Here is a 26,493-nt window from a genome sequence, read left to right as displayed (position 1 = left end):
CTTAACCTCTCGGGGGAAAGGAGTCGTTGCCGTGGCTATCCTTGTCACGGATACGGCCATCTGGACGATGGATGACGAGTTCGGACTTCTGGTTGCGTGCAATATCCCGCGCTGCATCTATTGCTTGCTGCTGCGTGTCATGCACAGAGGTCGCCCGCTCGTTGCCGGCGCCTTTAACGGCCCAACCGTCTTGATGAGGAACAACATGCTGATTTTTTCCGGCCATGATGGCACTCCTACAATGGAACTATGGAAGTCCCAGCCAGCCGGCTGGGTTGTCAATGGCCGCCCGCTGTAGCACAATACGTTGCTCATGCAGACAACAGGAAGACCAAGCCAATCCAACCTGTAGCAGGCGAAAAATCCGCTTCCGTTGTCTGGCTAGACAACAATGTATCAGAGCATGTGCGCTGGCGCAACACCTGCGCAACATGCGCCTTTGGACTCGACTGAATGTGGGGTTGATGCAACAGAGGGCTACGGCCTTCCCCCGCAACGCAAGGATCAGAACTCATGCCACAAACAGGCTTGGGCGTCGCTATCAAGACGCTACGCGAACGCAGAACCCTTTCCCTGCGTGAAATTGGGCAGCTATCGTCAGTGGACCATGCATACGTCTACCGCCTCGAAACTGGCGAAAAAACAAACCCCTCCCAAGACCTGATTGAAAAGCTATTGAAGGTTCTTAAGCCGACGGAGAGAGATGCTGCACTCGTAACTTGGCTGGTTGACCATGCGGACGCCGACCCGAACCTCGTCGAATTTGTGCTACAAGATTCGTCTATTGGTATCGACGTATTTACGATGGCGGCCGGCGTCAGGCATCGGGGTAACGCAAGGCCTGATCCCGCCACATTGATTACCCGGATCAAAAAGGCCCTTGAGGACGACGACGAGGACGATTGAACATGGACGAATCGGATGTCAGACAGAAAGCACGCGCGTTCATTGCGAAAGTCGATGTTTCTAACATCCGAGGAGACCTGTCTCCCTATGTGACCGCTGCTAATGCCAAGGTCAAGAAAGATGAGCTTGGCGAAGGAGAGTCTGGCTATACCATTACCAAGCCGAACGGGAAGCACATAATCACCGTGAACTCCCTGGAGACTGAGGAACGCCAGCGTTTCACTATTTGCCACGAGATAGCGCATATCGTGCTCGACCTAGAATCGAGTCACGAGGAAGTCCCGTCCTGGTCTTATGCCAAACGGCATCCCAACGAGATCGCCTGCGACACATTTGCCGCTGAACTGCTGATGCCTTATCAGCGATGGCTTTCTGTCGTTCCCAAGGAAGAGCCTTCCTTGGACCTTATCCAGCGCATGGCCGATTTGTTTGGCACTTCATTTCCCGCGGCTGCGTCGAGATTCGCCAGTCTCAGCGATGTTCCGTGTGCCTTCGTCACCATGGAGCGTGGCGCAGTACGGTATGCAGCACGCTCCACGTCTTTGAGACAAGCTGGGGCCTGGATATCACCCAAGTCGGTGATCCCGGCTGGCTCGGTAGCGCACCGAATCAGATCTTCAGGGGTCAACGCCACCGATACGGGGGAGATTTCCCAGGATGTATGGTTCGATAACTGGGAAAAAGGTCTTGATCTCTGGGAGCTTTCGAGGCACTACGCACGTACCGACACCACCATTTCACTACTATGGTTTGACAGTGAAGACCTGCCGGAGATCGAAGTGAACCGCTTCGGCGTGCGAGTGGAGGACGATGGCGGCCTACCGGAATTAACTGGTGAGTTGCCGTGGCCAGGGCGGAGCAAGCGTCGCTAGCTAAGCGTGGCAGCGTCACGCTGCAACTGCCCTAGTTTTCGCTGGGCGTATTGTGAGGTACCGGTCTACGTGATTCGAGCAGACGCCGCGTGTTCTCCAGTTCCTTTTGTAGCAACTCCGCATCCGGCAGCACGGTGCGATAGTTCGCCGCCATCACCTTAGTCGGCAAGCCATCCAGCGCATACCGCGCCAGGGCATGGCCCTTGTCGGCGCACAGGATCAGGCCCACCGGCGGGTTCTCGTCCGGGTAGGCCCAATGCTCCTTGGCATAGTTGCAGTACATATGCATCTGCCCCACATCGGCATGGGTCAAACTGCCCAATTTCAGGTCAATAATGACCAGGCAGCGTAGCTTGCGATGAAAGAACAGCAGATCGACCCGATACCAAGTCTGGTCGATACGCAACCGACGTTGCCGCCCGACGAAGGTGAAGCCTTCCCCGAGTTCCAGCAGGAAATCTTCCAGACGCTGGATCAATGCCGCTTCCAGATCAGATTCCGAATACTCATCCTTGAGGTCGAGGAACTCCAGCACATACGGGTCTTTGATGGCGTCATTGGGCGCGACGGCATCCTCGGGCTTGGCTACCGAACCCTTGACCAGCATCGCCGCCTTATCCTTGGACAAGGCAGTGCGTTCGTAGAACTGGCTGCCGATCTGTCGATCAAGCTGGCGCACGCTCCAACCACCGCGCAGCGCCTCGGCCTCGTAGAACTGGCGGGCATGGTCATCCTTGACTGACAACAGTCGGACATAGGCCGACCATGGCAGGGTGAAGACCTGGGCCAGTTCGGAGAGGTCGAATTTCCGAGACACTGTCTCGGAATTCTCGATGGGCAGTCCGTCTCCAGATTTCCGAGACAGTGTCTCGGAAATTGCCTCAAGGGGATAAGCGACGAAGAAGCGCCGCATGTTCTCCAGGTTATCCGGGCTGAACCCGCGCCCAAAGCGCGCCGTGAGATCGGCGGACAACCGCGCCATCAACTGCTCGCCATAACCGGCCCGCCGTCTGCCTTTCTGCTCGGCTTCGACGATCCGGCGGCCAATCTCCCAATAGCTGGCCGTCATCAGCGCGTTGACACTGCGCGCCGCCGCCTGACGCGCCGCGTCCAGCAGCTCCACGATGCCGCCGTGGATGCCGGCATAGCCAGCCGGTAAGGCAGCGGGTTTCCGTGTTGCCACGGGCGTCTTCCTTGTCATGCTGTCACCTCCATAGAACGGGATGCCCCGGTAATCGCCAGTCGCCGATTCGCCACCAGTTCGGCCGCATCCCGCACCGGCTTGTCCTCGGTATGAACATAGTGCATAAACATCGCCACGGTCTTGTGGCCTGTGAGCTTCATGCCCACCTTGGTCGGCACGCCCGAGTTGGCAATATCGGTCGTCGCCCGGTGACGGATACCGTGCGTACCAACGTGCGGCACGCCAGCGGCCTTGAGCACGCGCGTCCAGCCGCCGTAGTGCTCACCGTGGGTCATGTGCCGGGCCGGATCGTTCGGCGACGGCAGGACATAGGGGCAGCCTTCCCGGCGCGGCGCTGTGGACAACAGCCGATAGGCTTCCTCGCTCATGGGCTTGGATATGCCGCCCGTCTTGCTGTCCGGCCAGACGACGCGGCGCTTTTCCAGATCAATCCAGCCCCACTCCAGCGGGCAGATTTCGGAGCGGCGGGCGGCAAACTCGAATTGCAGTCGGATTGCCAGCGGGATGACGTAGTTTTCCAGTCCTTCGGCTTCCAGCGTCTCCAACTGGCGGAAGATCCGCACCAGTTCATCGTCCACGATAAGCCGGGTTTCCTTGCCGGGTGGGTACATCGGGACATGGCGGCATGGATTCGTCCCATCAGGGCGCAACCCCCACACTTCGGCCAGGTTGAACATCTTGCGCAGCACGCCAAAGGTACGGTTCGCCTCGGCCTGCTTGTAGGCCAGCTTCTTCATCAGCGCCGCCACGTCCGGGCGCTTCACGTCCTGCACCTTCATCCGGCCCATGATCGGGATGATGCAGCGGTCAATGACGCCCTGATAGCCACGCTGCGTGCTGGGCTTGTTACGCTGCTTGGAGTAGTCCTCCATGAAGGTGTGGCAAAACTCCTTCATGGTTGGTGCCTTGCGGGCGGCGTTCTTGGCCGCACTGGGGTCGCCGCCCTTGCGCACCTCGGCCAGCCACTCCTGCGCCATCGTGCGTGCCTGATCGACGGTCAGTTCCCCGTACTGGCCCAAGGCGGGCTTACGGCGCTCGCCCGCGTTCGTGCGGTACTGGAGCATGAACACCTTGCGGCCTGCCGGGGTGATCTTGCACAGGAAGCCGGGCACCACAGTGTCCCGCAGTTCGATGGCCTTGTCTTGGGGTTGTGCCGCATCTACTGCGGACTTGGTGAGCTTGATCTTCGCCATGATGACTCCTCGGAGAGCCCGGTTTCCAAGAGCCGCATGGGAGCCACGCGAGGGGAAGCCGGGTCAAGTTTCGGAAAGCACCGGCATATGTTGAACTCGCCTAAGTGATTGATAAACTTGCTGTATAGAGCCTTGGCGTAGTCCAGCGAATTGCGGTACTGGAGTCATCGTGAAACAAAAAAGGGCGCCTGCGTAAGCAGGCGCCCTTTTCATTGGCTGGCGGTTGGCTGGCTATACGGCGGCTCAGCGTTCCAGCAGCTTCAGCTTGTCTGGCTTGCCGTCCCACTCGGCCGCATCGGCCGGCGGATCCTTGCGTACGGTCAGTACCGGCCAGGCCTTGGCCAGTTCGGCGTTGAGCGCGACAAACCCTTCCTGGCCGGCCGGCACATCGTCCTCGGGGAAGATGGCGTTGACCGGGCATTCGGGTTCGCACAGGGTGCAATCGATGCATTCGTCAGGGTCGATCACCAGGAAGTTGGGGCCTTCGTGGAAGCAATCCACGGGGCAGACTTCGACGCAATCGGTGTGTTTGCACTTGATGCAGTTTTCGGTAACGACAAAAGGCATGGCGGGGTCCGGCTTTGAACCCTGCAATTCTAGATCAGGATGCAGGGGGTGGGCGGGGGCATTCTCATTGGCCTTGGCGGCGGGCCCAGTGAGACGTGCCGGGGCCAGCGCCTTGGGGCGCCGGCTGGTGCACAAAGCAAAAAACCCCGCTGGGCGGGGCTTTTTGGTTTCGCAGACGGAGTTGGCGCTCCCTAGGGGACTCGAACCCCTGTTTTAGCCTTGAGAGGGCCACGTCCTAACCACTAGACGAAGGGAGCGTTTGGTCGCGTCTGGCGAGCGCGCTAGTATATGCATCTGGTTGCCGCTCGGCAATCCCGTAAACCCAACTGGAAGCGCCAACATCAATTCCATAGTTACAACGCCGTTCACCGTCCGCGTGATCCCGCGCGACCAGCACACCATCTCGCGCCGGGATATCAGTCCCAATGCGCTGCGGGTGCTCTACCGTCTGCGCGAATCCGGCTTCGGCGCCTACCTTGTAGGTGGGGCCGTCCGTGACCTGCTGGTAGGTGGGCGCCCCAAGGATTTCGACGTGGCCACCGATGCCACCCCGGAGCAGGTCAAGCAGTTGTTCCGCAACTGCCGCCTCATCGGGCGCCGCTTCCGCCTCGCCCATGTGGTGTTTGGCCGCGAGATCATCGAAGTGGCGACGTTCCGCGCCAACAGTGATGACGGCAGCGGTGATCGCGAGGTCGAGAACGGCATGCTGGTCCGTGACAACGTCTACGGCACCATCGAGGACGATGCGGTCCGCCGCGACTTCACCTGCAACGCCCTGTATTACGCCATCGAGGATTTCTCGGTGCGTGACTACACCGGTGGCTTCGAAGACGTATTGGAACGCCGGATGAAACTGATCGGCGATCCCGAACAGCGCTACCGCGAAGATCCGGTGCGCATGCTGCGCGCGGTGCGGTTGGCAGCCAAGCTCAACTTCGAGATCGACGCGGCTACCGCCGAGCCGATCCCGCGCCTGGCATCCCTGCTGGGCGAGGCTGCGCCGGCCCGCCTGTTCGAGGAGGTGCTCAAGCTGTTCCTGTCCGGGCATGGCGTGGCCAGCTTCGAGGGACTGGAGCGTTACGGCCTGCTGGCGGTGCTGTTCCCGGAAAGTGCGGCAGCGCTGAAGAGCAACCGCAGCGGCGCGCTGCGCCGCATCCTGATCGAAGGTCTGCGCAATACCGACGAGCGTGTCGCCAACGAGGAGCCGGTGTCGCCGGCCTTCCTGTTCGCATTGCTGCTGTGGCCAGCCTTCTGCCGCGCGCTGATTGGCCTGCAGAAGCAGGGGCTGGCGCCGGAAGAGGCGCAGCGCCGTGCGGCCGACCGGGTGACCCTGCATCAGTTGAGCACGATCGCGTTGCCGCGCCGCTTCTCGCTGCCCATGCAGGAAATCTGGTTGCTGCAGTCGCGCTTCAGTAGCCGCCAGCGCAAGCGCGTGCTGCGTACCCTGAGCCACCCGCGCTTCCGTGCTGCGTTCGATTTCCTGGCCCTGCGCCAGCCCGCTTCCAGCGAACACCAGGAAGACATCGCGTTCTGGCGCGCGGCACAGGCCGAGGCCGGGCACGAAGTAGGCGTTGGTCTGGATTCGGTGCATGCCGATGGCGAGGCGGAGGAGGGGGCGGCCCCGCGTCGCCGACGCCGTCGTCGCCGTCCTGGTGGTGGCAGCGCGGCGGCGGGCGAGTAGGCAACGATGGTTGTAGCGTGTATCGGGCTGGGCGCGAACCTTGGGGACGCGCCTGCCACCGTGCGTTCGGCAATCCAGGTGTTGGCGCAGCTGCCGGGCGTGCAGCTGCTGGCCAGCTCGCGCCTGTATCGCACGCCGGCCTGGGGCAACGAGGCGCAGCCGGATTTCGTCAATGCCGCCGTGGCGCTGCAGACCGATCTGCCGGCGCCGCAGCTGCTGGAGCAGCTGCTGGCGATCGAGCAGCAGTTCGGGCGGGTGCGCGAGCCGGGCCAGCACTGGGGGCCAAGGTTGCTGGACCTGGACCTGCTCTTGTATGCCGAAGAGGTGATTGACCTGCCGCAGCTGCAGGTGCCACACCCCTTCCTGCACCAGCGCGGTTTCGCCCTGCTGCCGCTGGCCGACGTGGCGCCAGACGCCCTGATTCCGGGCCATGGAACAGTGCGGGACGTATTGGTAGGCATCAATACCTGCGGTATCGACCCGATAGGGGGATAATGGTCGGCTCATAAGCCACCGTTATGACCACATGAGCACACACGCAGATAGCAAGCCCTGGACCGTTCCCGCATTGGCCGAGGCCAAGCGCAATGGCCAGAAGCTGGTCATGTTGACCGCTTACGACGCCGGCTTTGCCCGTGCCTTCGACGCCAATGGCGTGGACCTGATCCTGGTCGGCGATTCGCTGGGCATGGTGGTGCAGGGGCACGACTCGACGCTGCCGGTCAGCGTTGACGACATGGTCTATCACACCCGTGCGGTCGCTGGCGTTCTTGAGCGCGCGCTGCTGATCTCCGACCTGCCGTTCGGCGCCGACGCCACTGCAGAGCGCGCGCTGGATGCCTCGCTCAAGCTGCTGCAGGCCGGCGCGGAGATGGTCAAGATCGAAGGTGCCGGCTTCAAGCTGGACATCATCCGTCACCTGGTCGAGCGCGAAATCCCGGTCTGCTCGCACCTGGGCCTGACCCCGCAGTCGGTGTTGCGCCTGGGCGGTTACCGCGTGCAGGGCCGTGGTGACGCGGCCAGGCAGCTGCTGGACGATGCCAAGGCCGTGGCCGAGGCGGGCGCCAGCCTGCTGGTGCTGGAATGCGTGCCGACCCCGATTGCCGGCCGCGTCACCGCCGAAATCACGATTCCCACCATCGGTATTGGCGCCGGCCCGGATTGCGACGGACAGGTGCTGGTGCTGCATGATTTCCTCGGTCTGGACAGTGGCCACCGGCGTCCCAAGTTCGTCAAGGATTTCCTTGCCGAAGGTGGCTCGGTGGCTGGTGCCGTCCGTGCCTATGCCGACGCCGTGCGCGCCGGCATCTTCCCCGACGCAGAACACGCCTACGCATCATGATCGAAACCGTTACCGAACTTTCCCGGCTGCGCGCCATTGTCAGCGGCTGGAAGCGCGAGGGCCTGCGCGTGGCGCTGGTGCCGACCATGGGCAACCTGCATGCCGGTCATTACTCGCTGGTGAAGCTTGCCCGCCAGCATGCTGACCGGGTGGTTTCCAGTGTCTTCGTGAACCCGACCCAGTTCGGGCCGAACGAGGATTTCACCCGCTACCCGCGTACGCCTGAAGCAGATACCAGCGGGCTGGAACAGGCTGGCTGTGACGTGCTTTGGCTGCCTACGGTCGAATCCATGTACCCGTTTGGCGTGGACCTGGCCGCCAAGGTGCATGTGCCGGGTGTGAGCTCGCTGCTGGAGGGGGCGCATCGTCCCGGCCACTTCGATGGCGTGTGCACGGTGGTCAGCCGTCTGTTCAACCAGGTGCAGCCGGACGTGGCCGCATTCGGGCGCAAGGATTACCAGCAGTTGGCGGTCATCCAGCAGATGGTGGTGGATCTGGCATTCCCGATCCAGATCGTCGGTGGCGAGATCGTGCGCGAGGCCGATGGCCTGGCGATGAGCTCGCGCAACCAGTACCTGACTGCCGATGTACGGCCGCAGGCCACGGTGATCCGCAAGGTGCTGTTGGCCGCCCGTGATGCCTACCTGGGCGGCACCGAGCGTGCGGTGGTGGAGCAGCGCGCCGCGGAACAGCTTCAGGCGGCTGGCTACCTGGTGGACTACGCGGTGGTGCGCATGCCCGACCTGAGTGAACCAGGCGCCAGCCATGAAGGTGCCCGGGTGGCACTGGTGGCGGCCAAGCTGGGCACGACCCGCCTGATCGACAACATCGAGTTCTGAAGCCGCGGGTTCTGAACAGGGCAGCCGGCGGACTTCAGCTGTCCCTCGACAGGCTCCCGGATGACAGCCAATGGCGCCCTCGTGGCGCCATTGCTGTATCGGCGCAGGCGCCGCTGGAAAGGTCATGTTGCGGTGCGGGCAAGGGCGCGCGCCGGTGCTAGACTGCGCTCTTTCTCACGCAGTTTCGGCATCGTCATGCAACTCTCCCTGCTCAAGACCAAGATTCACCGCGCCACCGTCACCCATTCGGAGCTGAACTACGAAGGCTCCATCGCGATCGACGACAACCTGTTGCAGGCGACCGGCATCCGCGAATTCGAACAGGTGCACATCTGGGACGTGACCAACGGTGCCCGTTTCACCACCTACGCACTGCGGGCAGAAGCCGGCAGCGGCGTGATCTCGCTCAACGGCGGCGCCGCGCGCCACGTGCAGGTGGGCGACATCATCATCATCGCTGCCTTCGCCGGCATGAGCGAAGAAGAAGCCAGCACGTTCAAGCCCAAGCTGGTCTACGTTGACGGCGACAACCGCATTTCCCACACCAACGACAGCATCCCCACACAGGCCGCATGATCACCAACAACGGATTCGACGTATTGCACGCCCACGCCCAGCGTCTGCAGGGCACCGGCATTCCCTCGCTGATGGCCGCAGAGCCTGACCGGGTGCAGCGCCTGGCGCTGAAAGTCGGTCCGTTGTATGTGAACTTCGCGCGGCAGAAATACGACCGCGCGGCCTTGGATGCCCTGCTGGAACTGGCCGCCGCGCGTGATGTCGCCGGCGGTTTCCAGCGCCTGTTCGCTGGCCAGAAAATCAACCACACCGAAGATCGCGCGGTGCTGCACAGCGCATTGCGCGGCGATGCCAGTGATGCGCCGTTTGCGGTGGCTGCGCGCGCTGAAGCAGTTGCTGTGCAGGCGCAGATGGGTGGCTTGATCAAGGCGCTGGAAGCCAGCAACGTCACCGATATCGTCAGTGTTGGCATCGGTGGTTCGGATCTGGGCCCGCGTCTGGTGGCTGACGCCTTGCGTCCGGTGGCGGGTGCGCGCTTCCGTGTGCATTTCGTTTCCAACGTCGACGGCGCGGCAATGCAGCGCACCCTGGCGACGCTGGACCCGGCGACCACCGCCGGCATCCTGATCTCCAAGACCTTCGGCACCCAGGAAACCCTGCTCAACGGCCGCATCCTCTGCGACTGGCTGGGCGGCAGCGAGCGCCTGTACGCCGTCAGTGCCAACCCCGAACGCGCCGCCAAGGCCTTCGACATCGCCGCCGAGCGCGTGCTGCCGATGTGGGACTGGGTTGGCGGTCGTTATTCGCTGTGGTCGGCAGTCGGCTTCCCGATCGCCTTGGCAATCGGCTTCGAGCGCTTCGACCAGCTGCTGGAAGGCGCTGCGCAGATGGACGCGCATGCGGCCAGTGCACCGTTGGCCAGCAACCTGCCGGTGCTGCATGCGCTGACCGATATCTGGAACCGCAATGTGCTGGGCTACGCCACGCATGCAGTGATGACCTACGACCAGCGCATGGCGCTGTTGCCGGCCTATCTGCAGCAACTGGTGATGGAAAGCCTGGGCAAGCGGGTCAAGCGCGACGGCAGCCCGGTCGATGGCGATACGGTGTCGGTGTGGTGGGGTGGTGCCGGTACCGACGTGCAGCACAGCTTCTTCCAGGCGCTGCACCAGGGCACCAGCATCGTGCCGGCCGATTTCATCGGCTGCGTGCACAATGACGATCCCTATGAAATCAACCACCAGGCCTTGTTGGCCAACCTGCTGGCGCAGACCGAAGCCTTGGCCAACGGCCAGGACAGCGAAGACCCGCATCGCCAGTATCCGGGCGGTCGCCCGAGCACGATGATCCTGCTGGACGCGTTGACTCCGCAGTCGCTGGGTGCGCTGATCGCGATGTATGAGCACGCGGTGTACGTGCAGTCGCTGATCTGGGACATCAACGCCTTTGATCAGTTCGGTGTCGAACTGGGCAAGCAGCTGGCCAGCCAGTTGTTGCCGGCCGTGCAGGGCGAGGCGGTGGAAATTGCTGATCCGATGACCCGCGAGCTGTTGGCGCGCCTGCGCTGATAGCAGATTGTTGCCTGCAAAAAAAAGCCGCGCAGAGATGCGCGGCTTTTTCATGCTCCCTCCCTTTGCCGAAGGCAAGGGGAGGGCTGGGGAGGGGTAAGCCCTTCGCATTGCTGGTGCAGGCCCTTGCCGAGCATGGCTCGGCACTACAGGAAGCAGGGTCAGCGGTTCGGGTCGCGTTCCGGGCTGGGCCGCTTGGTCAGCTTGCGCTGCAGCGAGCGGCGGTGCATGCCCAGCAGGCGCGCGGCTGCGGACACATTGCCGCCGGTTTCATGCAGCGCCTGCTGGATGTGCTCCCACTGCAGGCGGCTGATTGGCGTCATCGCGTCCGGCGGTTCAACATCCTCCGGCTCCTCGCCGCCCTCGTCCTCCTCGCCAAGCGCGCGCAGGATCATCTGCACCGTTGCCGGCTTCGGCAGGTAGTCATCCGCGCCGAGCTTGATCGCTTCCACCGCGGTGGCGATGGAGGCATAGCCGGTGACCAGCAGGATGCGCATGTCCTGGCGCAGTTCGCGCAGCGGCTGGATCAGGTTCAAGCCGGATTCGCTGCCCAGCTTGAGGTCGATCAGCGCAAACGCCGGTGGTGTCTGCGTGGCCAACTGCAGGGCGCTGGAAATGTCGGTAGCGGTGATCGCTTCTATGCCACGGCGGGCCAGGGTGCGCTGCAGGGTGCGCAGATAGAGCGGGTCGTCATCGACCAGCAGGCCGTGGGTGGCAGGAGCATTCATGGGCTTACCTCGATAGTGTTCAACGGCAGGCGAAAGCCGACGCGTGCTCCCTGGCCTTCGGCCGGGCGCATCCACAACTCGCCGTGCAGGCGTTCAATGGTGGCATGCGACAGCGCCAGGCCGACACCCATGCCGCTGCTTTTGCCGCTGTTGAACAAGGTGCCGGGCAAGGCCGCGTCATTGGCGTTGAAGCCCGGGCCGTAATCGCGGACCTCGCCATACAACTGGCCTTCGTGGATGCGGAGATCCAGGTCGATCTGCGCGCGTCCGGCGTGTTCGCCGGCATCGGCGGCATTGTTGAGCAGGACCTGCAGCAGGTGGCCGATTCCGGGGTCCAGCTTGAGCTGCAATGGCGCGTCGGGGTTGCGCCGCAGTTGGATGGTCGGGCGTACCAGCCGCCATTGTTCGAGCACGCTGGCGATGGACACCGGCGCGCGACTGTCGGCGCCTTGGGCCGGCGCGGCCAGGGCAAGTACCTTTTCCCGGCACTGCACCAGCAGTTCGCGCAGGGTTTCCAGGTCATCACGGATTTCCGGGGTGGCGGCGCCCTGCTCGACGATGTCATCGGTGAGCAGGGTCATCGTCGCCAGCGGTGTATTGAGCTCATGGGCAACGGAGGCGGCATGCGTGGCCAGGGCGACGATGCCTTCATTGCGGACGAAGCGTTCGCGCAGCATGGCCAGTTGGTTCTCGCGTTCACGCAGAGCGGCGGCCAGGCGTGTGGAGAAGACCAGCACCACCACACTGGAAAGCAGGAAATTGGCGGCGGCACCCCACAGGTGCAGGCTCATCGTGTCGAAGTAGCCGCCTTTCAGCGGAAGTCCGAACACTGCACTCAGCGCATAGCCGCCAACGCAGGCGGCGGCCACGGCGTGGGTCCAGCGTAGTGGCAGTGCCAGCGCGGCCAGCGCGATCAGGATCAGGAACAGCGAGCCGAAGGGATTGGCGATGCCGCCGCTCCAGCCCACCATCCAGGTCAGCACGGTGACGTCCACCAGGATGTGGCCGAAAGCCGTGACGGGGGCGGGATCGCTGTCGTGGACGCGCAGCTGCACGTACAGGTTGAACAAGGCCAGTACGGCGACGCCGGCCCATAGCGGCTGCTGTGGCAGCTCCAGCCCCAGTAGCCAGGTGGCCACCAGGATGGTGGCGGCCTGGCCGGCGGTGGCCAGCCAGCGCAGGCTGCACAGCGTGCGCAGAAAAGAGGTGTCTCGGGTTTCCATGGCGTAATCGTATGCTGTCGCGGTGGCTACCATGCAAACCAAGGTTCATGCCGTACAGGCGGCAGGCGCGCTAAAATGGGCCATGCATGACGCCGTGACCCGCCCAACCCCGCCCACCGACGCAACCGCGTGGCCCCGTCGCATCACCCAGTCCGTCGCTATCGGCGGCGTCAAGGTGGGCGGTGGGAATCCCGTGGTCGTGCAGTCGATGACCAATACCGATACCGCCGACGTGGCTGCCAGCGTCAAGCAGGTGGCCGAGCTTTGGCGCGCCGGCTCGGAGATGGTGCGACTGACCGTCAATACACCCGAGTCGGCCGCGGCGATCCCGCGCATCGTCGAGAAGCTGGCGATGATGGGTATCGACGTGCCGCTGATCGGCGACTTCCATTACAACGGCCACCAGCTGCTGAGCGGTGAACCGGCCTGTGCCGAGGCGTTGGCCAAGTACCGCATCAACCCGGGCAATGTCGGCTTCGGCAAGAAGAAGGACACCCAGTTCGCGCAGCTGATCGAATTCGCCATCAGGTACAACAAGCCGGTGCGCATTGGCGCCAACTGGGGTTCGCTGGACCAGGCCCTGGCCGCCAGGCTGATGGACGAGAACAGCCAGCGTGCCCAGCCCTGGGATGCGGGACGTGTATTGCGTGAAGCCCTGATCCGTTCGGCGCTGGATTCGGCCGAGACCGCGGTTGAGCTGGGCCTGCCGCGCGATCGCATCGTGTTGTCGGCCAAGGTCAGTGGCGTGCAGGAATTGATTGCGGTGTATCGCGATCTGGCGCAGCGCTCGGACTTCGCCCTGCATCTGGGCCTGACCGAAGCCGGCATCGGCAGCAAGGGTATTGTCGCCTCCTCGGCGGCGTTGGCCGTGTTGCTGCAGGAAGGTATCGGCGACACCATTCGCATCTCGCTGACGCCGGAGCCCGGTCAGTCGCGCACGCAGGAAGTCATCGTCGCCCAGGAGCTGCTGCAGACCACCGGGCAGCGTGCTTTCACGCCGATGGTCACGGCCTGCCCGGGCTGCGGGCGGACCACCTCCGAGTTCTTCCAGGAGCTGGCCAAGGTGGTGCAGAACCACGTACGCGAAAAAATGCCGGTGTGGCGCGTCAGCCACCCCGGCGCAGAGAACATGACGCTTGCGGTGATGGGCTGCATCGTCAACGGCCCGGGCGAGTCGCGACACGCCAATATCGGCATCTCCCTGCCGGGCACCGGTGAAACCCCGGCTGCGCCGGTTTTTGTCGACGGTGAGAAAAAAGTCACCCTGCGTGGCGAGAACATCGCCCACGATTTCGTCGCGCTGATCGATGACTATGTCGAGACCCGGTATGCACGAAGCTCCGGTTGATTCCCGGAGCGAAGCAGCCGGTCTGCGCCGCTGGCTCGCCCACAATGCGTGGCGGCTGGTGGTGCTGTTCATCGGTGTGCTGCTGCCGCTGGCGGGCTTCGTGACGCTGGCCGACGAGATCCACGAGGCCGAGGCGTTCCATTTCGACGCAGCCTTGCTGCTGCGGATGCATGCGATGGCGAGCCCCGCCTTGAACGGCTTTTTCGTGCTGATGTCCAAGCTCGGCTATCAGTGGGGCGTCATCCCCGTGGACATCCTGATCGTCGCAGCGCTGCTGCTGCGTCGGCGCTGGCGCAAGGCTGCATTCGCGGCGACGGCATTCATCGGCTCGGCGCTGTTGAACCTGGGCAGCAAGCAGATTTTCCAGCGTGAGCGCCCCAGCCTGTGGGAGTCGATTGCACCGGAAAGCACGTTCAGCTTTCCCAGCGGGCATGCGATGGGCTCGATGACGCTGGCATTGACTCTGGTGTTCCTGACCTGGCGCACGCGTTGGCGCTGGCCCGTGGTGGCGTTGGTCAGTGGTTTTGTCGTTTCGGTCGGGCTGTCACGGGTGTACCTGGGCGTGCACTATCCCTCGGATATCCTCGGCGGCTGGTGTGCTGCAATGATCTGGGTAACAGGTGTGTATACGGTGATGTTTCGCCGGCGCTGGTCCTTGCCCACGCCGTGAGGCGTACTGCAATCGGGATTGTCGAAAGCGTAAGGGAAGTCCTAAGTCATTGGACGAATTGACCTGATGGATACAGTATTGGCCCCAGCGGCATAGTGAACTCGCCCGCCGCAGGCGCATAAACCGCATCATCCTGATGCTCAAAGCCACAGACACATTTCCTGCGAGCGGGTGTCCGATAGAGCCCAGATGGGCCACTTCTGCTTGATAATACGCATGGCCTTGCCATGAGGGGACGGGGGAGGGCCGTCGCCTCGCATGCTCGGATTTTGCCGCGCCCAAGGCTTCAACTATCACCTCGCCGCGAGGAATCCTTCATGACCATCAGTGTTTTTCTTATCGATGACCACGCCTTAGTGCGTACGGGCATTCGGATGATTCTTTCGGGGCAAACCGGGATTGAAGTCATCGGCGAAGCAGACAGCGGGGATATCGCGCTGCCGCAGATCCGCCGTCTGAAGCCGGACGTCGTGCTTTGCGATCTGCATCTGCCGGGACTGAGTGGGCTGGAAATCACCGAACGCATCGTCAAAGGGGATCACGGTACCCGTGTGATCATCGTCTCGGTACTTGAGGATGGGCCGATGCCCAAGCGCCTGCTCGAGGCCGGTGCATCCGGTTACGTGGGCAAGGGCGGCGATTCGAAGGAGTTGATCCGCGCCATCCATGACGTCGCCATCGGCAAGCGCTATCTGGCCACCAGCATCGCGCAGAACCTGGCGTTGTCCAATCTTGAAGGGGGCGCGTCGCCTTTCGATCTGCTCTCTCCACGTGAATTGGAGGTGGCGCTGCTGCTGATCCAGGGGCATCGCCAGGAAGAGATCGCACGCCGCTTGAGCCTTAGTGCCAAGACCGTGAACAACCACAAGGCACGTCTGTTCCAGAAGCTGGGGGTGCAGGACAATATCGCGCTGGCCCGGCTCGCCGCGCAGTACGGCGTGGGTGATCCGACCAGGGCGATCTGAGTCCAGGGGTTCTGGCAGGCATCGCTCTGCGGAACAGCGCCCTTCAACTGCAGCCCGAGCAAAAGGAGCACAGCGATCACGCTGTGCTCCTTTTGTTTGAGTGCGCGACAGTCGCATGCGACTCGACCTTGCAGGCAATGATTTGGCGACCGTCTGTTTGTGTGAGCGGTGTGAACCGCGAAGCTGGCACCACTGAAGCGGCAGACGCCTGTGCCATCTGATGATCTGCTTGCTTCGCGGCTTACGCTGCTCCTACAACGGGGGGAACCTTCGTCGCTGTGATTGCGTGGCCCAGAAAAGCAGAAAGCGGCCCTAAGGCCGCTTTCTGCTTTCAAGCTGCTTGGTCGGATCAGACGCTGCGTGGCTGATCGTCTTCCTGCTTCTCGGCCTCGGCATTCGCTTCGGCTGCGACGCTTTCCGTGTCTACGGCAGGAGCGACAACGGCAGGCGTCGGTGCGACCACAACGGCTGGCGCTGCAGTCTCGACGACCGGCTTTTCAGCAGTTTCTTCAACAGTCGGGGCCTGGGCGAACAGCTGCCCGTTCTCCGGTGCTGCAGGCTGTGCAACTACCGCCGCGACCGGTTCAGCAGCTGCCGGTGCGCTGGCAACTTCCGGAGCAGCCACGGGCGCTTCCACTGTGGCGACCACCGGTGCTGCGACGACTGCCTCAGCGATGGTTTCCCCCACGGGACTGATCGCCTGCTCGGCCTTGACGACTACCGGCTCGGCGGCAGCTGCCACTTCGACGTGTGCGACTGGGGCCGGTGCGCTTGCTGCGACAACGGCTTGAGCAACCGGTGCCGCCGCAGCTGCTTCGATGGCAGCGGCAGGTGCTGCGGCAACCACAGCTGCGGCAGCCTGCGCGGGCGCCGCAGCAACCGGTTTGGCTGCTGCTACCGGAGCGGAAACGGGTGCGGCCGGGGTCGCTGGCTCGTCATCGAACTCGAACTCGGGCTGGCTGCTGGCGGCCTTGGTCGCTGCGTCACCGATTTCGCCGTCGGCGTCATCAAAAGCGTCCAGCGCGTCCTCGTCACCGCCCTGGTTCTCGGTGCCGGCAGTGCCTTCACCGTTGCCGCGACGACGACGACGACCACCGCGGCGACCGCGACGACGACGACCACCGGCTTCACCGGCAGCTTCTTCACCGGCTGCAGGCACGCCGTTCTCATCGACGACAGCCATTGCGGGCTGCTCCTCGGAGACGACCGCCGGCTTGGCGATCTCGGCGGCCACGCTGTTGTCCTTCAGCACCGGATCGGCACTGGCGACGGCTTCGCTGACAACGATGGTGGCTGCGGCAATGACCGGCGTTGCGACGACCGGGGCAGGTGCTCGAGCGGCTTCCGGCTGGACCTGCTGCTGGCGTGCGGGCTTGTCGCCCTGCACGTTCTGCTGCTGGGCCTGCTTGTCGGCATCCTGCTGCGGCTTGGGCTGCTTCGGCTGCTTGGGCTGCTTGCTCTGCTGCTGCTCGTTGTTGCGCTGCTGCTTGGCCTGCTGCTGGGTCTGATCGCCACGCTGCTGCTCATTGCGCTGCTGCTTGGGCTGCTGCTGGGCGTTGTTCTGCGCCTGCTGCTGGCCCTGCTGCTGCGGCTTGTCAGCGTTCTGGCGGCGATCTTCGCGGCGCTGCTCGTCACGGCGATTGCCGTTGGCGTTGCCGCCCGCATTTGCATTGCCATTGCCGCCGCGACCCTGCTGGCCGTTACGGCCGTCACGACGCTGGTTGCCACGTTCGTTGCGGTTGTTGCGACCGTTGTCCTGGCGCTGCTGCGGCTGGGCCGGCTGTGCTGCCGGTGCCGGCTCGCCGCCGAACACGCGCTTGAGCCAGCCCATCACGCCGCCAGCGGCCGGGGCTGCAGGTGCAGCGACCGGTGCCGGTGCTGGGGGGGCTTCGACCACTTCGCGCACGGGGGCCGGCTGGCTGTGCTTGACGTGGGTCACTGCCGGTGCCGGCGGGATGTTCAGCTGGGCCTTGGTCAGGGCATGCACCGGCAGCTTGCGCGGGGTGCCGCGCTGGTAGCTGGGCTTGTTCGACTCTTCACCCAACTCGTTGTCGCGCAGGCGCGTGACTTCGTAGTGTGGGGTGTGCAACTGCTCGTCGGCGACGATGACGATGGGCGCATCGTGGCGCTGCTCGATTTCCCGCAGGGCGCCGCGCTTCTCGTTGAGCAGGTAGTTGGCGATCTCGACCGGGGCCTGGACCAGCACCTGTCCGGTGTTTTCCTTCATCGCATGCTCTTCGGCAACGCGGATGATGGACAGCGACAGCGACTCGATGCTGCGCATGCGGCCCTGGCCGTCACAACGCGGGCAGACGATCTGGCTGGACTCGCCCAGGCTCGGACGCAGGCGCTGGCGGCTCATTTCCATCAGGCCGAAGCGCGAGATGCGGCCCAGCTGGACGCGGGCACGGTCGTACTTCAGTGCATTCTGCAGGCGGTTTTCGACTTCGCGCTGGTGCTTGCTGGAGGACATGTCGATGAAGTCGATGACCACCAGGCCGCCCAGGTCGCGCAGGCGCAGCTGGCGGGCGACTTCTTCGGCGGCTTCCAGGTTGGTCTGGAAGGCGGTGTCTTCGATGTCGCTGCCCTTGGTGGAGCGGGCCGAGTTGACGTCGACCGCGGTCAGCGCTTCGGTCTGGTCAACCACGATCGAGCCGCCGGACGGCAGGCGCACGTTGCGCTCGTAGATCGCCTCGATCTGCGATTCGATCTGGAAGCGGTTGAACAGCGGGATGTCGTCCTTGTAGTGCTTGAGCTTGCGCAGGGTCTGCGGCATCACCTGCTGCATGAAGTCGCGTGCGGTCTCGTACAGCTCTTCGGTGTCGACCAGGATCTCGCCGACGTCCGAGCGCAGGTAGTCGCGCAGGGCGCGCACGATCAGGCGCGATTCCTGGTAGATCAGGAACGGGGCCGGCTTGGTCAGTGCGGCTTCGGCGATCGAGCGCCAGACCTGCAACAGGTAGTCCAGATCCCACTGCAGCTCTTCGGCATCGCGGCCGACGCCAGCGGTGCGGATGATCACGCCCATGTCGTCGGGGATATTCAGCTTGTCCAGCGCTTCCTTCAGCGCGGCGCGGTCTTCGCCCTCGATGCGACGGGAAACGCCGCCGGCAGAGGGGGAGTTGGGCATCAGCACCATGTAGCGGCCGGCCAGCGAGATGAAGGTGGTCAGGGCGGCGCCCTTGTTGCCACGTTCTTCCTTATCGACCTGGACGACGATTTCCTGGCCTTCGCGCAGGAGTTCCTTGATGCTGGCCTTGTTGTGGTCCACGCCCGCCTGGAAATAGTCGCGGGAGATTTCCTTCAACGGCAGGAAGCCATGGCGGTCACCGCCGTACTCGACAAAGGCAGCCTCGAGCGACGGCTCCAGGCGGGTGATGCGGCCCTTGTAGATGTTGGACTTCTTCTGTTCCTTCGACGGCTGTTCGATGTCGATGTCGTACAGGTTCTGCCCGTCGACGATGGCCACGCGTAGTTCTTCAGCCTGCGTGGCATTGATCAGCATTCGCTTCATTGTGCGTTCCTCGCGCGCTGCTACCGCGCGGAACGCCATGGGGTTTCGCCTCTGGACACGGTTCGCCGCCCATTCGCGCAGGCGCGGGCAGGGCGGCTTGGGTTTCCAGCGCTACGACACCACGGCAGGCCGCGGGAGCGCTTCTTTCTTGTTTTAGGTGTTTCAGGGCCGGCGTCCGCCCGCGGCCGGAGCCGATGGCGTCGCGCGGGACATGGGTTTCGTCCAGCACGGATGCTTTTTGGCATCCGGCGATGGCCGGGAACGCCGACGAGCCGCTAACATGGCCGCCCCGGGGGCGGTGGCCGCGCACTGTGCCGGATCCGTAGGGAGCGGGGCTTCTGGCCCTGACCAACTTCCAACGAAATCAAACCCTTATATCGCCCCCCGAGTGTAGCAGAATAAATAGGCCGATGACTGATTCCGACAAGCCCCAAGCAGCGCCCGCCGCCAAGAGCAGCGTGCGCATGATCAAAGTGCCCGAAGACAGGGCAGGACAGCGATTGGACAACTTTTTGTTGGGTCAGTTGAAGGGCGCGCCACGCAGCCTGGTCTACAAGTTGGTCCGTAGTGGCCAGGTCCGGGTGAATGGGGGTCGGGCCAAGGCTGACCGCAAGCTGGAGGGCGGGGAAGAGGTGCGCATCCCGCCAGTCAATCTCAATGAGCTTGGAGACAAGGCGGCGCCGCCGAGCAGCTTCCTGCAGCGCATGGAAGAGGCCATCGTCTTCGAGGATGCCAAGCTGTTGGTGATCAACAAGCCGACCGGCGTCGCCAGCCATGGTGGCAGCGGTATCAGCCACGGTGCGATCGAGACCATGCGTGCGCTGCGACCGAACATGAACCTGGAGCTGGTGCACCGGCTGGACCGGGACACTTCCGGCTTGCTGATCCTGGCCAAGAAGCGGTCGGCCCTGGTCGAGCTGCAGGCCTTGCTGCGTGAAGACCATGGCGGCATCCAGAAGCGCTACCTGACCCTGCTGGCCGGGCGCATGCCCGACGGCGTGATGAGTGTGGACGCCCCGCTGCACGTCGGTCTGCGCCAGGGCGGTGAGCGCCATGTTCAGGTGAATGCGATCGGCAAGCCGTCGCTGAGCCATTTCAAGGTGTTGGAGCGTCGCGGCGGGCAGTCCTACTGCGAAGTCCGGATTGAAACCGGGCGTACCCACCAGATCCGCGTGCATGCCCAGCACATCGGCCATCCGGTCGCTGGTGACGATAAATACGGCGATCCTGCAGTGAACAAGCGCTTTCGTGAGCAGATCGGGCTGAAGCGCTTGTTCCTGCACGCCGCCTCGCTGGAGTTTGCGCTGGACGGTGGCAAGACACCTTATGTATTGAATGCGCCGCTACCACCGGATCTGGTGGATGCGCTGAACAAGCTTTGAAGGTGTGAAGCCGGGATGGGGGCTATGCGGTGCAGGGATGTGGGAGCGGTGTAAGCCGCGAAGCTGGCCTTGCTTGGGTCCCCTGCATCCCGGTCATCTGGCGATGTGTGGGCTTCGCGGCTTACGCCGCTCCCACAAAGGATCCGATTTCAGGCTTGGCCGGGTTGCCGATCAGCCCCGGCTTCGCTACCACTTGAACAGCACCAGGCTCACCGCAATCGTCGCCATGCCGATCACCAGTCCGTAAACGGTCTCGTGGCCTTGGGCGTAGCGCTTGGCGGCGGGTAGCAGCTCGTCCAATGCCAGAAACACCATGATGCCGGCGATCAGCCCGAACACCGCGCCGAACGTGGCCGGAGACAGGGCATCCGCCAGCAGGAAGTAACCGATGGCCGCACCGACCGGCTCGGCCAGTCCCGATAGCAGGCTGGCACCGAAGGCATAGGCCTTGCGGCCGGTGGCCAGATACACCGGGACAGCGATGGCGATGCCTTCCGGGATGTTGTGGATGGCAATGGCAAAGGCCAGTGGCAGGCCGACCGAGGGACTTTCCAGGGTGGCGAAGAAGGTCGCCAGGCCTTCGGGGAAGTTGTGCGCGGTGATGGCGATCGCGCTGAGCAGACCCACCCGGCGGATCTGGGTGTGGCTGTGGTCGTGGAAGGCCGGGTCCTGCTTGTCGAGGCTGTCGTGCGGGTTCGGCACCAGGTGGTCGATCAACACCACCAGCAGCACGCCGCCCAGGAACCACAAGGTTCCGTAGGTATAGCCGAGGCGGTCGCCATAGGCCTGGGTGAATGCGCCGATCGATTTGTTCAGTATCTCCGACAGCGAGACGTAGACCATCGCGCCGCCGGCGAACGCCAGCCCGAACGCCAGCAGGCGTGGGTTGGGGCGCCTGGAGAACAGGACCAGCAGGCTGCCGACGGCCGTGGCCAGGCCGGCAGCCAGAGTCAGGCTGAACGCAAGCCAGAGGTTGTCACTGGAGAATGCGTGCATGCGCGCCAGCCGTTGCCGGCTCAGCCACCCCGGCGTGCGCGTTCTTCAATAGCGAAGCATTCGTTCGGCTTGGGGTCCGGCGGGTTGAAGCTGACCGGTACCTGGATGGTGGTGGGCACCGGCTGGCCGTTGCGGGTGGCCGGGTTGAACTTCCATTCGCGCACGCGGCGCGCGGCGGAGTCATCCAGCTGGCTGTTGCCGCTGCTGGTGACCAGCGAGACTTCGGTAGGCGTGCCCTGCGGGCCAACCACCACGCGCAGCACGCTCTTGCCGCCAACCCCGGTGCAGGCCAGTTCGGCCGGGTAGTCCGGTGGCGGGGTCTGCACGGCGGCCACTTCGGTCGGGGCGACGGTCGGCGCGGCCGGTTGGTCGGAGGAGTTGCAGGCGCTCAGTGCAGCCACGGTGCCCAATGCAGCGAACAGCAGACGCAGTTTCATGTCATTGCTCCGTTAGTGCGGATGCCTTGGCGGCACAGATGAAGTCGTTCTCGCTCAGGCCACCCACATCATGGGTGGAAAAGCGCACAACGGCGCGGTCGTAGTGCACGCCCAGATCGGGATGGTGGTCTTCGCGGTGGGCAATCCAGGCCAGCGCGTTCACGAACGCCATGGTGCCGTGGTAGTTGTCAAAGCGGAATGTACGGGTCAGGGCCTGGCCGTTCTCGGCCAGCTCCCAGCCCGGGACCTGCGGCAGCAGCTCGGCGATGCGGGCCTGACCGAGGCGGTATTCGCTACCCCGGCGCGGGCTGCAGTGCGCTTGTGCCAGCGGGATGAGATCAGGGGCCATGCAAACCTCCATAACAGGTGACTGAACTGTGCCGCCGTTGGAATCAGTGTCCCATCGGTGGCAACCAAGACACGGCTAGAATACCCGCATGATCCAGATCTCAGATACCGCCCAAACGCATTTCCGCAAGTTGATTGAACGCGAGGCCGTGCCCGGAATGGGCGTGCGCCTGAGCGCGATGGACCCGGGAACCCCGAGCGCCGACGCGCGCCTTGAATTCGCCGAGCCGGCTGACCTGCTGGGTGATGAGTGGGCGGTGGACTGCGATGGCTTCACCTTGTATGTCGCTGCCACCAGTGTGGCGTGGTTGGATGGTGCCGAGATCGACTTCGTCACCCAGGCCACCGGCACCCAGCAGCTGACCATCAAGGCGCCGAAGATCAAGGGGGAGGCTCCCGGTGATGCAGCCTCCATCGTCGAGCGTGTGCGCTGGGTGATTGAAAATGAAATCAACCCGCAGCTTGCCTCGCACGGCGGCCGCGTCGCGGTGCAGGAAGTGTCGGCGGATGGCGTTGTGCTGCTGCGCTTCGGTGGCGGCTGCCACGGTTGCGGAATGGCCGATGTGACCTTGAAGCAGGGGATCGAGAAGACCTTGATGGGCCGGGTGCCGGGGATCACCGCCGTGCGTGACGCTACCGACCACGAAACCGGTCAGGCCCCGTATATTCCGCGCGACGGCGCGGGCTGAGCCGCGCCCCTGCATGCCGGTGGCATCGGTTACCGAGTTGATCGATCTGCTGGCCTCGCGCCGGCAGACCAGCATTCTGCATGATCGTCGCACTGGCATGCCGTACAGCTGGAGCAACTGGCTGCGCACGCGTGTCTCCAAGGGGCTTTCCGCATTTGTCGATGCAGACGCCGCCGGGGTGATGGCGGCCCGACCGCCACGACCACGCGCGGGTGTACCTGCGCCGTTGCCGCTGTGGCAACACATCGTGTTGCTGTTCTGGAATGGAGGCGAACCGCCGCCGCGCGATCAGCGTGGCCTGCGTTGGTTTGCCGGTTTCTTCAGCGCCGGGCTGCATGTGCTGTTCGCGTTGCTGTTGCTGTGGGTGGCCTTGGTGCGCAGCAACGTGCCGGAACAGAACGCCGAACAGGGCGAGCGCGTGCAGGTGGCGTATGTCGGGCGCGGTACGCCGGACGACGAGGGCGGCGGTGCCCCGAAGGATGCCGAGGCGGCGGGCGCACAGGCGGAAGTTGCAGCGCAGTCTGGCGCTGTTGCGGCCGAGTCACCGGCACCCGCGGCGCAGGAATCGTCGGCATCCTCGGCTACGCGCGCAGCGCAAAGCGATGTCCCGCCTGCCGTCGAGCCTGCATTCGCGCCCGAGGCGATGCAGGTAGATGCATCCAAGCCCGTGCCGGAGCCGCCTGCCGTCAGCGAGCAGCCGCTGCAGGTGACCGAAACAAGCCAGCCGACCAGCGATTTCGTGGTGCCGCCGGTCACGGTTGTGGCCCCGGCACTGCGCAGCAGTCAGGCGCAGGTGCGCGAACGCACGATTGAAACTGCGGTTGATCGTCCGCAGCCAATGCAGGCGCTGCGTCAGCCTGCGGAAGTAACGGTGCAGTTGCGTACTCCCCAGATGCAGGTGCGTGAACGCCAGATCGAGGTTGCCACCCAGCAGCCGATAGCGGTGACGCAGCCGCGCGCGCGCGAAACCCAGGTGCAGATTCGCACGCCCGAGTTTGGCGTACGCGAACGTCGGATCGAGACCGCAACGCAGGAATCGGTGGCGATGGCGACCCTGCCAGCGCGCGCAGCCCAGGTGCAACTAAAGACGCCGACAATGGCGGTGCGTGAGCGTGCGGTGCGTGGTGTGCCCGACAAGCCTGCGGCGCAGGCGCCGGCGAGTCCAACTGCCACGACGCAGGCATCAACCGGTACGCCGGCAGCCAGTGCATCGACCAGTCCGTCGCGGGCTGGCGGGCAGGCGGGGGCAGCCAATCCAAGCCCGCGCGGCGGGACCAGCACAGGTGCAGGTCCTAAGCCGGAGGATCGCAGCGGCGGTTGGGCGGCACCCAACCGTGGCGATGATTGGGGCGCGGCGCAGCGCCAGGTTGCCGGTAGCGCTGGCGGTCAGGCTGACAAGGGAACCGGGCTGTTCAATGCCGATGGCAGCGTAAGGCTGGGTGCCAACGAGGGGCAGGCACAGGACGCGGCCAAGCGTGGTGCACCGGGCGGTGATGCAGACACCTGGAGCCGCGAGCGCATCGCCGAGTCCGGCACCTGGCTAAAGCGCCCGCCGTATGACTACACGCCGACGTCCTTCGACAAGTATTGGGCGCCGAATGAATCGCTCCTGGCCGAGTGGGTGCGCAAGGGCATCAAGAGCGTGGAGATTCCGATTCCTGGCTCAAAGAGCAAGATTTCCTGTGTGGTGTCGATGCTGCAGTTCGGTGGCGGCTGTGGCCTGACCAACCCGAACATGCAGGAGCAGCCGGCAGAAGCGCGACCGCCGCCGGATATCCCGTTCAAGAAAGAGCTGCAGGAAGACAACGGCAGTCGTTGATGGCTCGGCGGTGCTTTGTATGCCGCGTTGGTTCTTGTAGGAGCGGCGTAAGCCGCGAAGCCGAGGCCGGATCAGATGCCGCATATGGGTTGGGCTTCGACAGTGCCAGCTTCGCGACTGACGCCGCTCCCACAAGTGGTGCCTGGTGCATCGTGCGTGCAGATCAAGCAACGTAGCTCAGGTAAGCGCAGCGCACTTGGGGCTGTTGACGCACTGCTGAGACAGCCTTTGTCTTCAGGGATTCAGCTGCCCATGGCGAAGAATGTGAAACCAGAGTTCGGCGCGCGCTCGCTGTCGGCGCTGACCTCGGCGATCTCCTCGAAGAAAACCCTGGCGTCCTCGTTGCGTAGCTCAGCACGAATCTTCAGCACATCGTCGTTCCGTAGCAGGTCCAGAACCTGTGCTTCTGCTTCACCCGGGGTTGCTGCCTCTACGAAGCGGGTTGCGTAGAAGCCAATGGGTGAGTGCTTGCCCAGCAGAGCACCCGGGAAGTTTTCGCCGCAGATCAAGCATCGATAGAGTGGCATACGTGATCAAGTCTCCGTTGTGGGAGCGGCGTAAGCCGCGAAGCAGATAGCGCTTCAGATGGCGCGAATGAGTGGTGTTCCAACAATGCCAGCTTCGCGGCTTACGCCGCTCCCACAAACAGCCTCGAGAGCATTGCATATGAACAAAGCCGCCCAAGGGCGGCTTTGTTGTGTCAATGCGGTGCTGCGACGGTTGTCTTCAATCCACGCCGTGCAGGTCGCGCAACTGGCTGGGACGCGAGCCGAAGTAGGCGGCGAGGTCGGCGATGTCCTGATCGCTCAGGTTCTGTGCCTGCGGGGTCATCAGCATGTGGTCGCGGGTGCTGGCACGGTAGGCTTGCAGTGCATGGGCGAGGTAGTCGCCGTACTGGCCACCGAGCTTGGGATAGGTCGGATCGATCGGGTTGTTGCCGTCGGCGCCATGGCAGTCGATGCAACTCTGCCCGGTGGCCTTGCCCTTTACGGCTGCCAGGTGCTCACCGGCGGCGATGCGGCCGGCCGGCAGGCCGGCGGAGGAACTGGATCCGTGTTCACCGCTGGCATGGCCGGGGTCGGCCGCGGATTTGCCGCTGGACTCGACCTCCGACTGCGTACAGGCAGCTAGACCCATGGCGGCGAACAGGGCGATGGACAAACGCAGTGCGTGTGTGGCTTTCGTCATGGTCGGCGCTTATTTGAGGGTGGACAGGTAGGCGGAGAGATCAGCAATGTCCTGCGGGCTGAAACTCATCGATTGCGCCTGCATCGTCGGATGCTTGCGTTTGCCTTCGCGATACTCGGTAAGCGCCTGGGTCAGGTACTGCGATGACTGCCCACCGATCTTCGGCACGCGGTAGCTGGGGTAGGCATTCTTGTAGCCGGTGATGCCGTGGCAGCCCTGGCAGGTATAGGCCAGGGTCCTGCCGGTGGCGGCATTGCCGGTGCTGGCCGCTGCCGGTGTGGCGCTGGAGGCAGCAGGGGCAGGGGCGACGGCGGGTGTAGCAGACTGCGGATCAGCTTGGGCGGCCCCGAAGGTCAGGGCAAAAGCCAGAGCGAAACAAGCGGCGAGCGGCTGCGAGCGCATGGTTTCCTTATCCGATGAGCGGGTCTGGGGTTCCGCCGTGGGATACGGAACGGCCCGAGTATAGCCCGCGTATTTACCCCTCCGGAACAGGGGTCG

The 26,493-nt window shown here is 63.9% G+C and carries 27 protein-coding genes and 1 tRNA gene; 14 read left to right on the top strand and 14 right to left on the bottom strand.

Annotated elements, in window-relative coordinates; all coding sequences use genetic code 11:
• Nucleotide 1: 1 nt before the first annotated feature.
• A complete protein-coding gene (locus AC1VXC_RS08635; protein WP_071890187.1) occupies nucleotides 2–226 on the bottom strand; it encodes a DUF2188 domain-containing protein in 225 nt (74 codons plus the stop codon).
• Nucleotides 227–513: 287 nt separating this feature from the next.
• Here AC1VXC_RS08635 and AC1VXC_RS08630 point away from each other — a divergent pair, with 287 nt between their 5' ends.
• Together AC1VXC_RS08630 and AC1VXC_RS08625 are read left to right on the top strand one after the other, a co-directional pair.
• A complete protein-coding gene (locus tag AC1VXC_RS08630) occupies nucleotides 514–906 on the top strand; it encodes a helix-turn-helix domain-containing protein (protein ID WP_007182527.1) in 393 nt (130 codons plus the stop codon).
• 2 nt (nucleotides 907–908) lie between these two features.
• Nucleotides 909–1,778 (top strand): ImmA/IrrE family metallo-endopeptidase, encoded by an 870-nt coding sequence (locus AC1VXC_RS08625; protein WP_049444922.1) that lies wholly within the window; start codon nucleotides 909–911, stop codon nucleotides 1,776–1,778.
• 31 nt (nucleotides 1,779–1,809) lie between these two features.
• Here AC1VXC_RS08625 and AC1VXC_RS08620 read toward each other — a convergent pair whose 3' ends face one another.
• The 4 genes from AC1VXC_RS08620 to AC1VXC_RS08605 form a co-directional block, all read right to left on the bottom strand.
• Nucleotides 1,810–2,979 (bottom strand): PDDEXK nuclease domain-containing protein, encoded by a 1,170-nt coding sequence (locus AC1VXC_RS08620; RefSeq protein WP_049444920.1) that lies wholly within the window; start codon nucleotides 2,977–2,979, stop codon nucleotides 1,810–1,812.
• Nucleotides 2,976–4,175: a tyrosine-type recombinase/integrase gene (locus AC1VXC_RS08615; protein ID WP_049444918.1), complete on the bottom strand. Its 1,200-nt coding sequence runs from the start codon at nucleotides 4,173–4,175 to the stop codon at nucleotides 2,976–2,978. Before AC1VXC_RS08615 ends, AC1VXC_RS08620 begins: the two co-directional genes overlap by 4 nt.
• Before the next feature lie 243 nt (nucleotides 4,176–4,418).
• Nucleotides 4,419–4,742 carry a ferredoxin FdxA gene (gene fdxA / locus AC1VXC_RS08610; RefSeq protein WP_054656826.1) on the bottom strand — a complete coding sequence of 108 codons (324 nt, stop codon included), beginning with the start codon at nucleotides 4,740–4,742 and terminating at the stop codon, nucleotides 4,419–4,421.
• 182 nt (nucleotides 4,743–4,924) lie between these two features.
• Nucleotides 4,925–4,999, bottom strand: a tRNA-Glu gene (locus AC1VXC_RS08605).
• Between the two features lie 41 nt (nucleotides 5,000–5,040).
• On the opposite strand from AC1VXC_RS08605, the gene pcnB reads away from it, so the two are divergent.
• The 6 genes from pcnB to pgi all read left to right on the top strand — a co-directional run bounded on the left by pcnB (nucleotide 5,041) and on the right by pgi (nucleotide 10,688).
• A complete protein-coding gene (gene pcnB, locus AC1VXC_RS08600; RefSeq protein WP_481539709.1) occupies nucleotides 5,041–6,423 on the top strand; it encodes a polynucleotide adenylyltransferase PcnB in 1,383 nt (460 codons plus the stop codon).
• A 6-nt stretch (nucleotides 6,424–6,429) separates the two neighbouring features.
• Nucleotides 6,430–6,918 (top strand): 2-amino-4-hydroxy-6-hydroxymethyldihydropteridine diphosphokinase, encoded by a 489-nt coding sequence (folK, locus tag AC1VXC_RS08595; protein WP_481539710.1) that lies wholly within the window; start codon nucleotides 6,430–6,432, stop codon nucleotides 6,916–6,918.
• 31 nt (nucleotides 6,919–6,949) lie between these two features.
• Nucleotides 6,950–7,765, top strand: coding sequence for a 3-methyl-2-oxobutanoate hydroxymethyltransferase (gene panB / locus AC1VXC_RS08590; protein WP_313171586.1), 816 nt, complete (start codon nucleotides 6,950–6,952; stop codon nucleotides 7,763–7,765).
• A complete protein-coding gene (gene panC / locus AC1VXC_RS08585) occupies nucleotides 7,762–8,604 on the top strand; it encodes a pantoate--beta-alanine ligase (RefSeq protein WP_481539711.1) in 843 nt (280 codons plus the stop codon). Before panB ends, panC begins: the two co-directional genes overlap by 4 nt.
• Before the next feature lie 195 nt (nucleotides 8,605–8,799).
• The gene (gene panD / locus AC1VXC_RS08580; protein ID WP_282268181.1) at nucleotides 8,800–9,180 is read left to right on the top strand and encodes an aspartate 1-decarboxylase; all 381 of its coding nucleotides are present in this window, start codon (nucleotides 8,800–8,802) and stop codon (nucleotides 9,178–9,180) included.
• A complete protein-coding gene (pgi, locus tag AC1VXC_RS08575; protein ID WP_481527459.1) occupies nucleotides 9,177–10,688 on the top strand; it encodes a glucose-6-phosphate isomerase in 1,512 nt (503 codons plus the stop codon). Before panD ends, pgi begins: the two co-directional genes overlap by 4 nt.
• A gap of 161 nt (nucleotides 10,689–10,849) precedes the next feature.
• Here the strand turns inward: pgi and AC1VXC_RS08570 are convergent, their stop codons facing one another.
• Together AC1VXC_RS08570 and AC1VXC_RS08565 are read right to left on the bottom strand one after the other, a co-directional pair.
• On the bottom strand, nucleotides 10,850–11,416 hold the full coding sequence (locus AC1VXC_RS08570; protein WP_313171592.1) for a response regulator transcription factor: 567 nt from the start codon (nucleotides 11,414–11,416) through the stop codon (nucleotides 10,850–10,852).
• Nucleotides 11,413–12,639, bottom strand: a complete 1,227-nt coding sequence (locus tag AC1VXC_RS08565; RefSeq protein WP_481527458.1) for an ATP-binding protein — start codon at nucleotides 12,637–12,639, stop codon at nucleotides 11,413–11,415. Before AC1VXC_RS08565 ends, AC1VXC_RS08570 begins: the two co-directional genes overlap by 4 nt.
• Nucleotides 12,640–12,721: 82 nt before the next feature.
• On the opposite strand from AC1VXC_RS08565, the gene ispG reads away from it, so the two are divergent.
• The 3 genes from ispG to AC1VXC_RS08550 all read left to right on the top strand — a co-directional run bounded on the left by ispG (nucleotide 12,722) and on the right by AC1VXC_RS08550 (nucleotide 15,622).
• Nucleotides 12,722–13,987: a flavodoxin-dependent (E)-4-hydroxy-3-methylbut-2-enyl-diphosphate synthase gene (gene ispG, locus AC1VXC_RS08560; RefSeq protein WP_313171596.1), complete on the top strand. Its 1,266-nt coding sequence runs from the start codon at nucleotides 12,722–12,724 to the stop codon at nucleotides 13,985–13,987.
• The gene (locus AC1VXC_RS08555; protein ID WP_313171598.1) at nucleotides 13,968–14,657 is read left to right on the top strand and encodes a phosphatase PAP2 family protein; all 690 of its coding nucleotides are present in this window, start codon (nucleotides 13,968–13,970) and stop codon (nucleotides 14,655–14,657) included. Before ispG ends, AC1VXC_RS08555 begins: the two co-directional genes overlap by 20 nt.
• A gap of 317 nt (nucleotides 14,658–14,974) precedes the next feature.
• The gene (locus AC1VXC_RS08550; protein ID WP_481539712.1) at nucleotides 14,975–15,622 is read left to right on the top strand and encodes a response regulator; all 648 of its coding nucleotides are present in this window, start codon (nucleotides 14,975–14,977) and stop codon (nucleotides 15,620–15,622) included.
• 349 nt (nucleotides 15,623–15,971) lie between these two features.
• Here AC1VXC_RS08550 and rne read toward each other — a convergent pair whose 3' ends face one another.
• Entirely contained in the window at nucleotides 15,972–19,136 is a 3,165-nt protein-coding gene (gene rne, locus AC1VXC_RS08545; protein ID WP_482995026.1) for a ribonuclease E, read from the bottom strand.
• Nucleotides 19,137–19,546: 410 nt separating this feature from the next.
• Between rne and AC1VXC_RS08540 the strand changes: the two genes are divergently transcribed.
• Nucleotides 19,547–20,518, top strand: coding sequence for an RluA family pseudouridine synthase (locus AC1VXC_RS08540; RefSeq protein ID WP_313492612.1), 972 nt, complete (start codon nucleotides 19,547–19,549; stop codon nucleotides 20,516–20,518).
• Between the two features lie 186 nt (nucleotides 20,519–20,704).
• On the opposite strand, the gene zupT is transcribed toward AC1VXC_RS08540, so the two are convergent.
• From zupT to AC1VXC_RS08525, 3 genes are read right to left on the bottom strand one after another with little or no spacing between them, the layout of a single operon-like run.
• Nucleotides 20,705–21,514, bottom strand: a complete 810-nt coding sequence (gene zupT, locus AC1VXC_RS08535) for a zinc transporter ZupT (protein WP_313492613.1) — start codon at nucleotides 21,512–21,514, stop codon at nucleotides 20,705–20,707.
• Nucleotides 21,515–21,534: 20 nt separating this feature from the next.
• Nucleotides 21,535–21,951, bottom strand: coding sequence for an energy transducer TonB (locus AC1VXC_RS08530; RefSeq protein ID WP_296252265.1), 417 nt, complete (start codon nucleotides 21,949–21,951; stop codon nucleotides 21,535–21,537).
• Nucleotide 21,952: 1 nt separating this feature from the next.
• Nucleotides 21,953–22,300 carry a 4a-hydroxytetrahydrobiopterin dehydratase gene (locus tag AC1VXC_RS08525; RefSeq protein WP_481538760.1) on the bottom strand — a complete coding sequence of 116 codons (348 nt, stop codon included), beginning with the start codon at nucleotides 22,298–22,300 and terminating at the stop codon, nucleotides 21,953–21,955.
• 88 nt (nucleotides 22,301–22,388) lie between these two features.
• On the opposite strand from AC1VXC_RS08525, the gene AC1VXC_RS08520 reads away from it, so the two are divergent.
• Nucleotides 22,389–22,988 (top strand): NfuA family Fe-S biogenesis protein, encoded by a 600-nt coding sequence (locus AC1VXC_RS08520; RefSeq protein WP_313171609.1) that lies wholly within the window; start codon nucleotides 22,389–22,391, stop codon nucleotides 22,986–22,988.
• A gap of 13 nt (nucleotides 22,989–23,001) precedes the next feature.
• The gene (locus tag AC1VXC_RS08515) at nucleotides 23,002–24,807 is read left to right on the top strand and encodes a hypothetical protein (protein ID WP_481538761.1); all 1,806 of its coding nucleotides are present in this window, start codon (nucleotides 23,002–23,004) and stop codon (nucleotides 24,805–24,807) included.
• 242 nt (nucleotides 24,808–25,049) lie between these two features.
• On the opposite strand, the gene AC1VXC_RS08510 is transcribed toward AC1VXC_RS08515, so the two are convergent.
• The 3 genes from AC1VXC_RS08510 to AC1VXC_RS08500 form a co-directional block, all read right to left on the bottom strand.
• The gene (locus AC1VXC_RS08510) at nucleotides 25,050–25,316 is read right to left on the bottom strand and encodes a hypothetical protein (protein ID WP_313171613.1); all 267 of its coding nucleotides are present in this window, start codon (nucleotides 25,314–25,316) and stop codon (nucleotides 25,050–25,052) included.
• A gap of 217 nt (nucleotides 25,317–25,533) precedes the next feature.
• Entirely contained in the window at nucleotides 25,534–25,995 is a 462-nt protein-coding gene (locus AC1VXC_RS08505) for a c-type cytochrome (RefSeq protein ID WP_313171615.1), read from the bottom strand.
• Between the two features lie 9 nt (nucleotides 25,996–26,004).
• Entirely contained in the window at nucleotides 26,005–26,397 is a 393-nt protein-coding gene (locus AC1VXC_RS08500) for a c-type cytochrome (RefSeq protein ID WP_313171617.1), read from the bottom strand.
• Nucleotides 26,398–26,493 lie beyond the last annotated feature (96 nt).

It is taken from the genome of Stenotrophomonas sp. STEN033 (genome assembly GCF_056856655.1).
The sequence above is the reverse complement of the archived record's forward strand: the minus strand, read 5'-3'. Positions and strand labels throughout refer to the sequence as shown.

Bases quoted from the DNA above. Each gene is read 5' to 3' on its own strand.
- AC1VXC_RS08635 (WP_071890187.1), bottom strand. From the start codon at position 226: ATGGCCGGAAAAAATCAGCATGTTGTTCCTCATCAAGACGGTTGGGCC.
- AC1VXC_RS08630 (WP_007182527.1), top strand. From the start codon at position 514: ATGCCACAAACAGGCTTGGGCGTCGCTATCAAGACGCTACGCGAACGC.
- AC1VXC_RS08625 (WP_049444922.1), top strand. From the start codon at position 909: ATGGACGAATCGGATGTCAGACAGAAAGCACGCGCGTTCATTGCGAAA.
- AC1VXC_RS08620 (WP_049444920.1), bottom strand. From the start codon at position 2,979: ATGACAAGGAAGACGCCCGTGGCAACACGGAAACCCGCTGCCTTACCG.
- AC1VXC_RS08615 (WP_049444918.1), bottom strand. From the start codon at position 4,175: ATGGCGAAGATCAAGCTCACCAAGTCCGCAGTAGATGCGGCACAACCC.
- fdxA (WP_054656826.1), bottom strand. From the start codon at position 4,742: ATGCCTTTTGTCGTTACCGAAAACTGCATCAAGTGCAAACACACCGAT.
- folK (WP_481539710.1), top strand. From the start codon at position 6,430: ATGGTTGTAGCGTGTATCGGGCTGGGCGCGAACCTTGGGGACGCGCCT.
- panB (WP_313171586.1), top strand. From the start codon at position 6,950: ATGAGCACACACGCAGATAGCAAGCCCTGGACCGTTCCCGCATTGGCC.
- panC (WP_481539711.1), top strand. From the start codon at position 7,762: ATGATCGAAACCGTTACCGAACTTTCCCGGCTGCGCGCCATTGTCAGC.
- panD (WP_282268181.1), top strand. From the start codon at position 8,800: ATGCAACTCTCCCTGCTCAAGACCAAGATTCACCGCGCCACCGTCACC.
- pgi (WP_481527459.1), top strand. From the start codon at position 9,177: ATGATCACCAACAACGGATTCGACGTATTGCACGCCCACGCCCAGCGT.
- AC1VXC_RS08570 (WP_313171592.1), bottom strand. From the start codon at position 11,416: ATGAATGCTCCTGCCACCCACGGCCTGCTGGTCGATGACGACCCGCTC.
- AC1VXC_RS08565 (WP_481527458.1), bottom strand. From the start codon at position 12,639: ATGGAAACCCGAGACACCTCTTTTCTGCGCACGCTGTGCAGCCTGCGC.
- ispG (WP_313171596.1), top strand. From the start codon at position 12,722: ATGCATGACGCCGTGACCCGCCCAACCCCGCCCACCGACGCAACCGCG.
- AC1VXC_RS08555 (WP_313171598.1), top strand. From the start codon at position 13,968: ATGCACGAAGCTCCGGTTGATTCCCGGAGCGAAGCAGCCGGTCTGCGC.
- AC1VXC_RS08550 (WP_481539712.1), top strand. From the start codon at position 14,975: ATGACCATCAGTGTTTTTCTTATCGATGACCACGCCTTAGTGCGTACG.
- rne (WP_482995026.1), bottom strand. From the start codon at position 19,136: ATGAAGCGAATGCTGATCAATGCCACGCAGGCTGAAGAACTACGCGTG.
- AC1VXC_RS08540 (WP_313492612.1), top strand. From the start codon at position 19,547: ATGACTGATTCCGACAAGCCCCAAGCAGCGCCCGCCGCCAAGAGCAGC.
- zupT (WP_313492613.1), bottom strand. From the start codon at position 21,514: ATGCACGCATTCTCCAGTGACAACCTCTGGCTTGCGTTCAGCCTGACT.
- AC1VXC_RS08530 (WP_296252265.1), bottom strand. From the start codon at position 21,951: ATGAAACTGCGTCTGCTGTTCGCTGCATTGGGCACCGTGGCTGCACTG.
- AC1VXC_RS08525 (WP_481538760.1), bottom strand. From the start codon at position 22,300: ATGGCCCCTGATCTCATCCCGCTGGCACAAGCGCACTGCAGCCCGCGC.
- AC1VXC_RS08520 (WP_313171609.1), top strand. From the start codon at position 22,389: ATGATCCAGATCTCAGATACCGCCCAAACGCATTTCCGCAAGTTGATT.
- AC1VXC_RS08515 (WP_481538761.1), top strand. From the start codon at position 23,002: ATGCCGGTGGCATCGGTTACCGAGTTGATCGATCTGCTGGCCTCGCGC.
- AC1VXC_RS08505 (WP_313171615.1), bottom strand. From the start codon at position 25,995: ATGACGAAAGCCACACACGCACTGCGTTTGTCCATCGCCCTGTTCGCC.
- AC1VXC_RS08500 (WP_313171617.1), bottom strand. From the start codon at position 26,397: ATGCGCTCGCAGCCGCTCGCCGCTTGTTTCGCTCTGGCTTTTGCCCTG.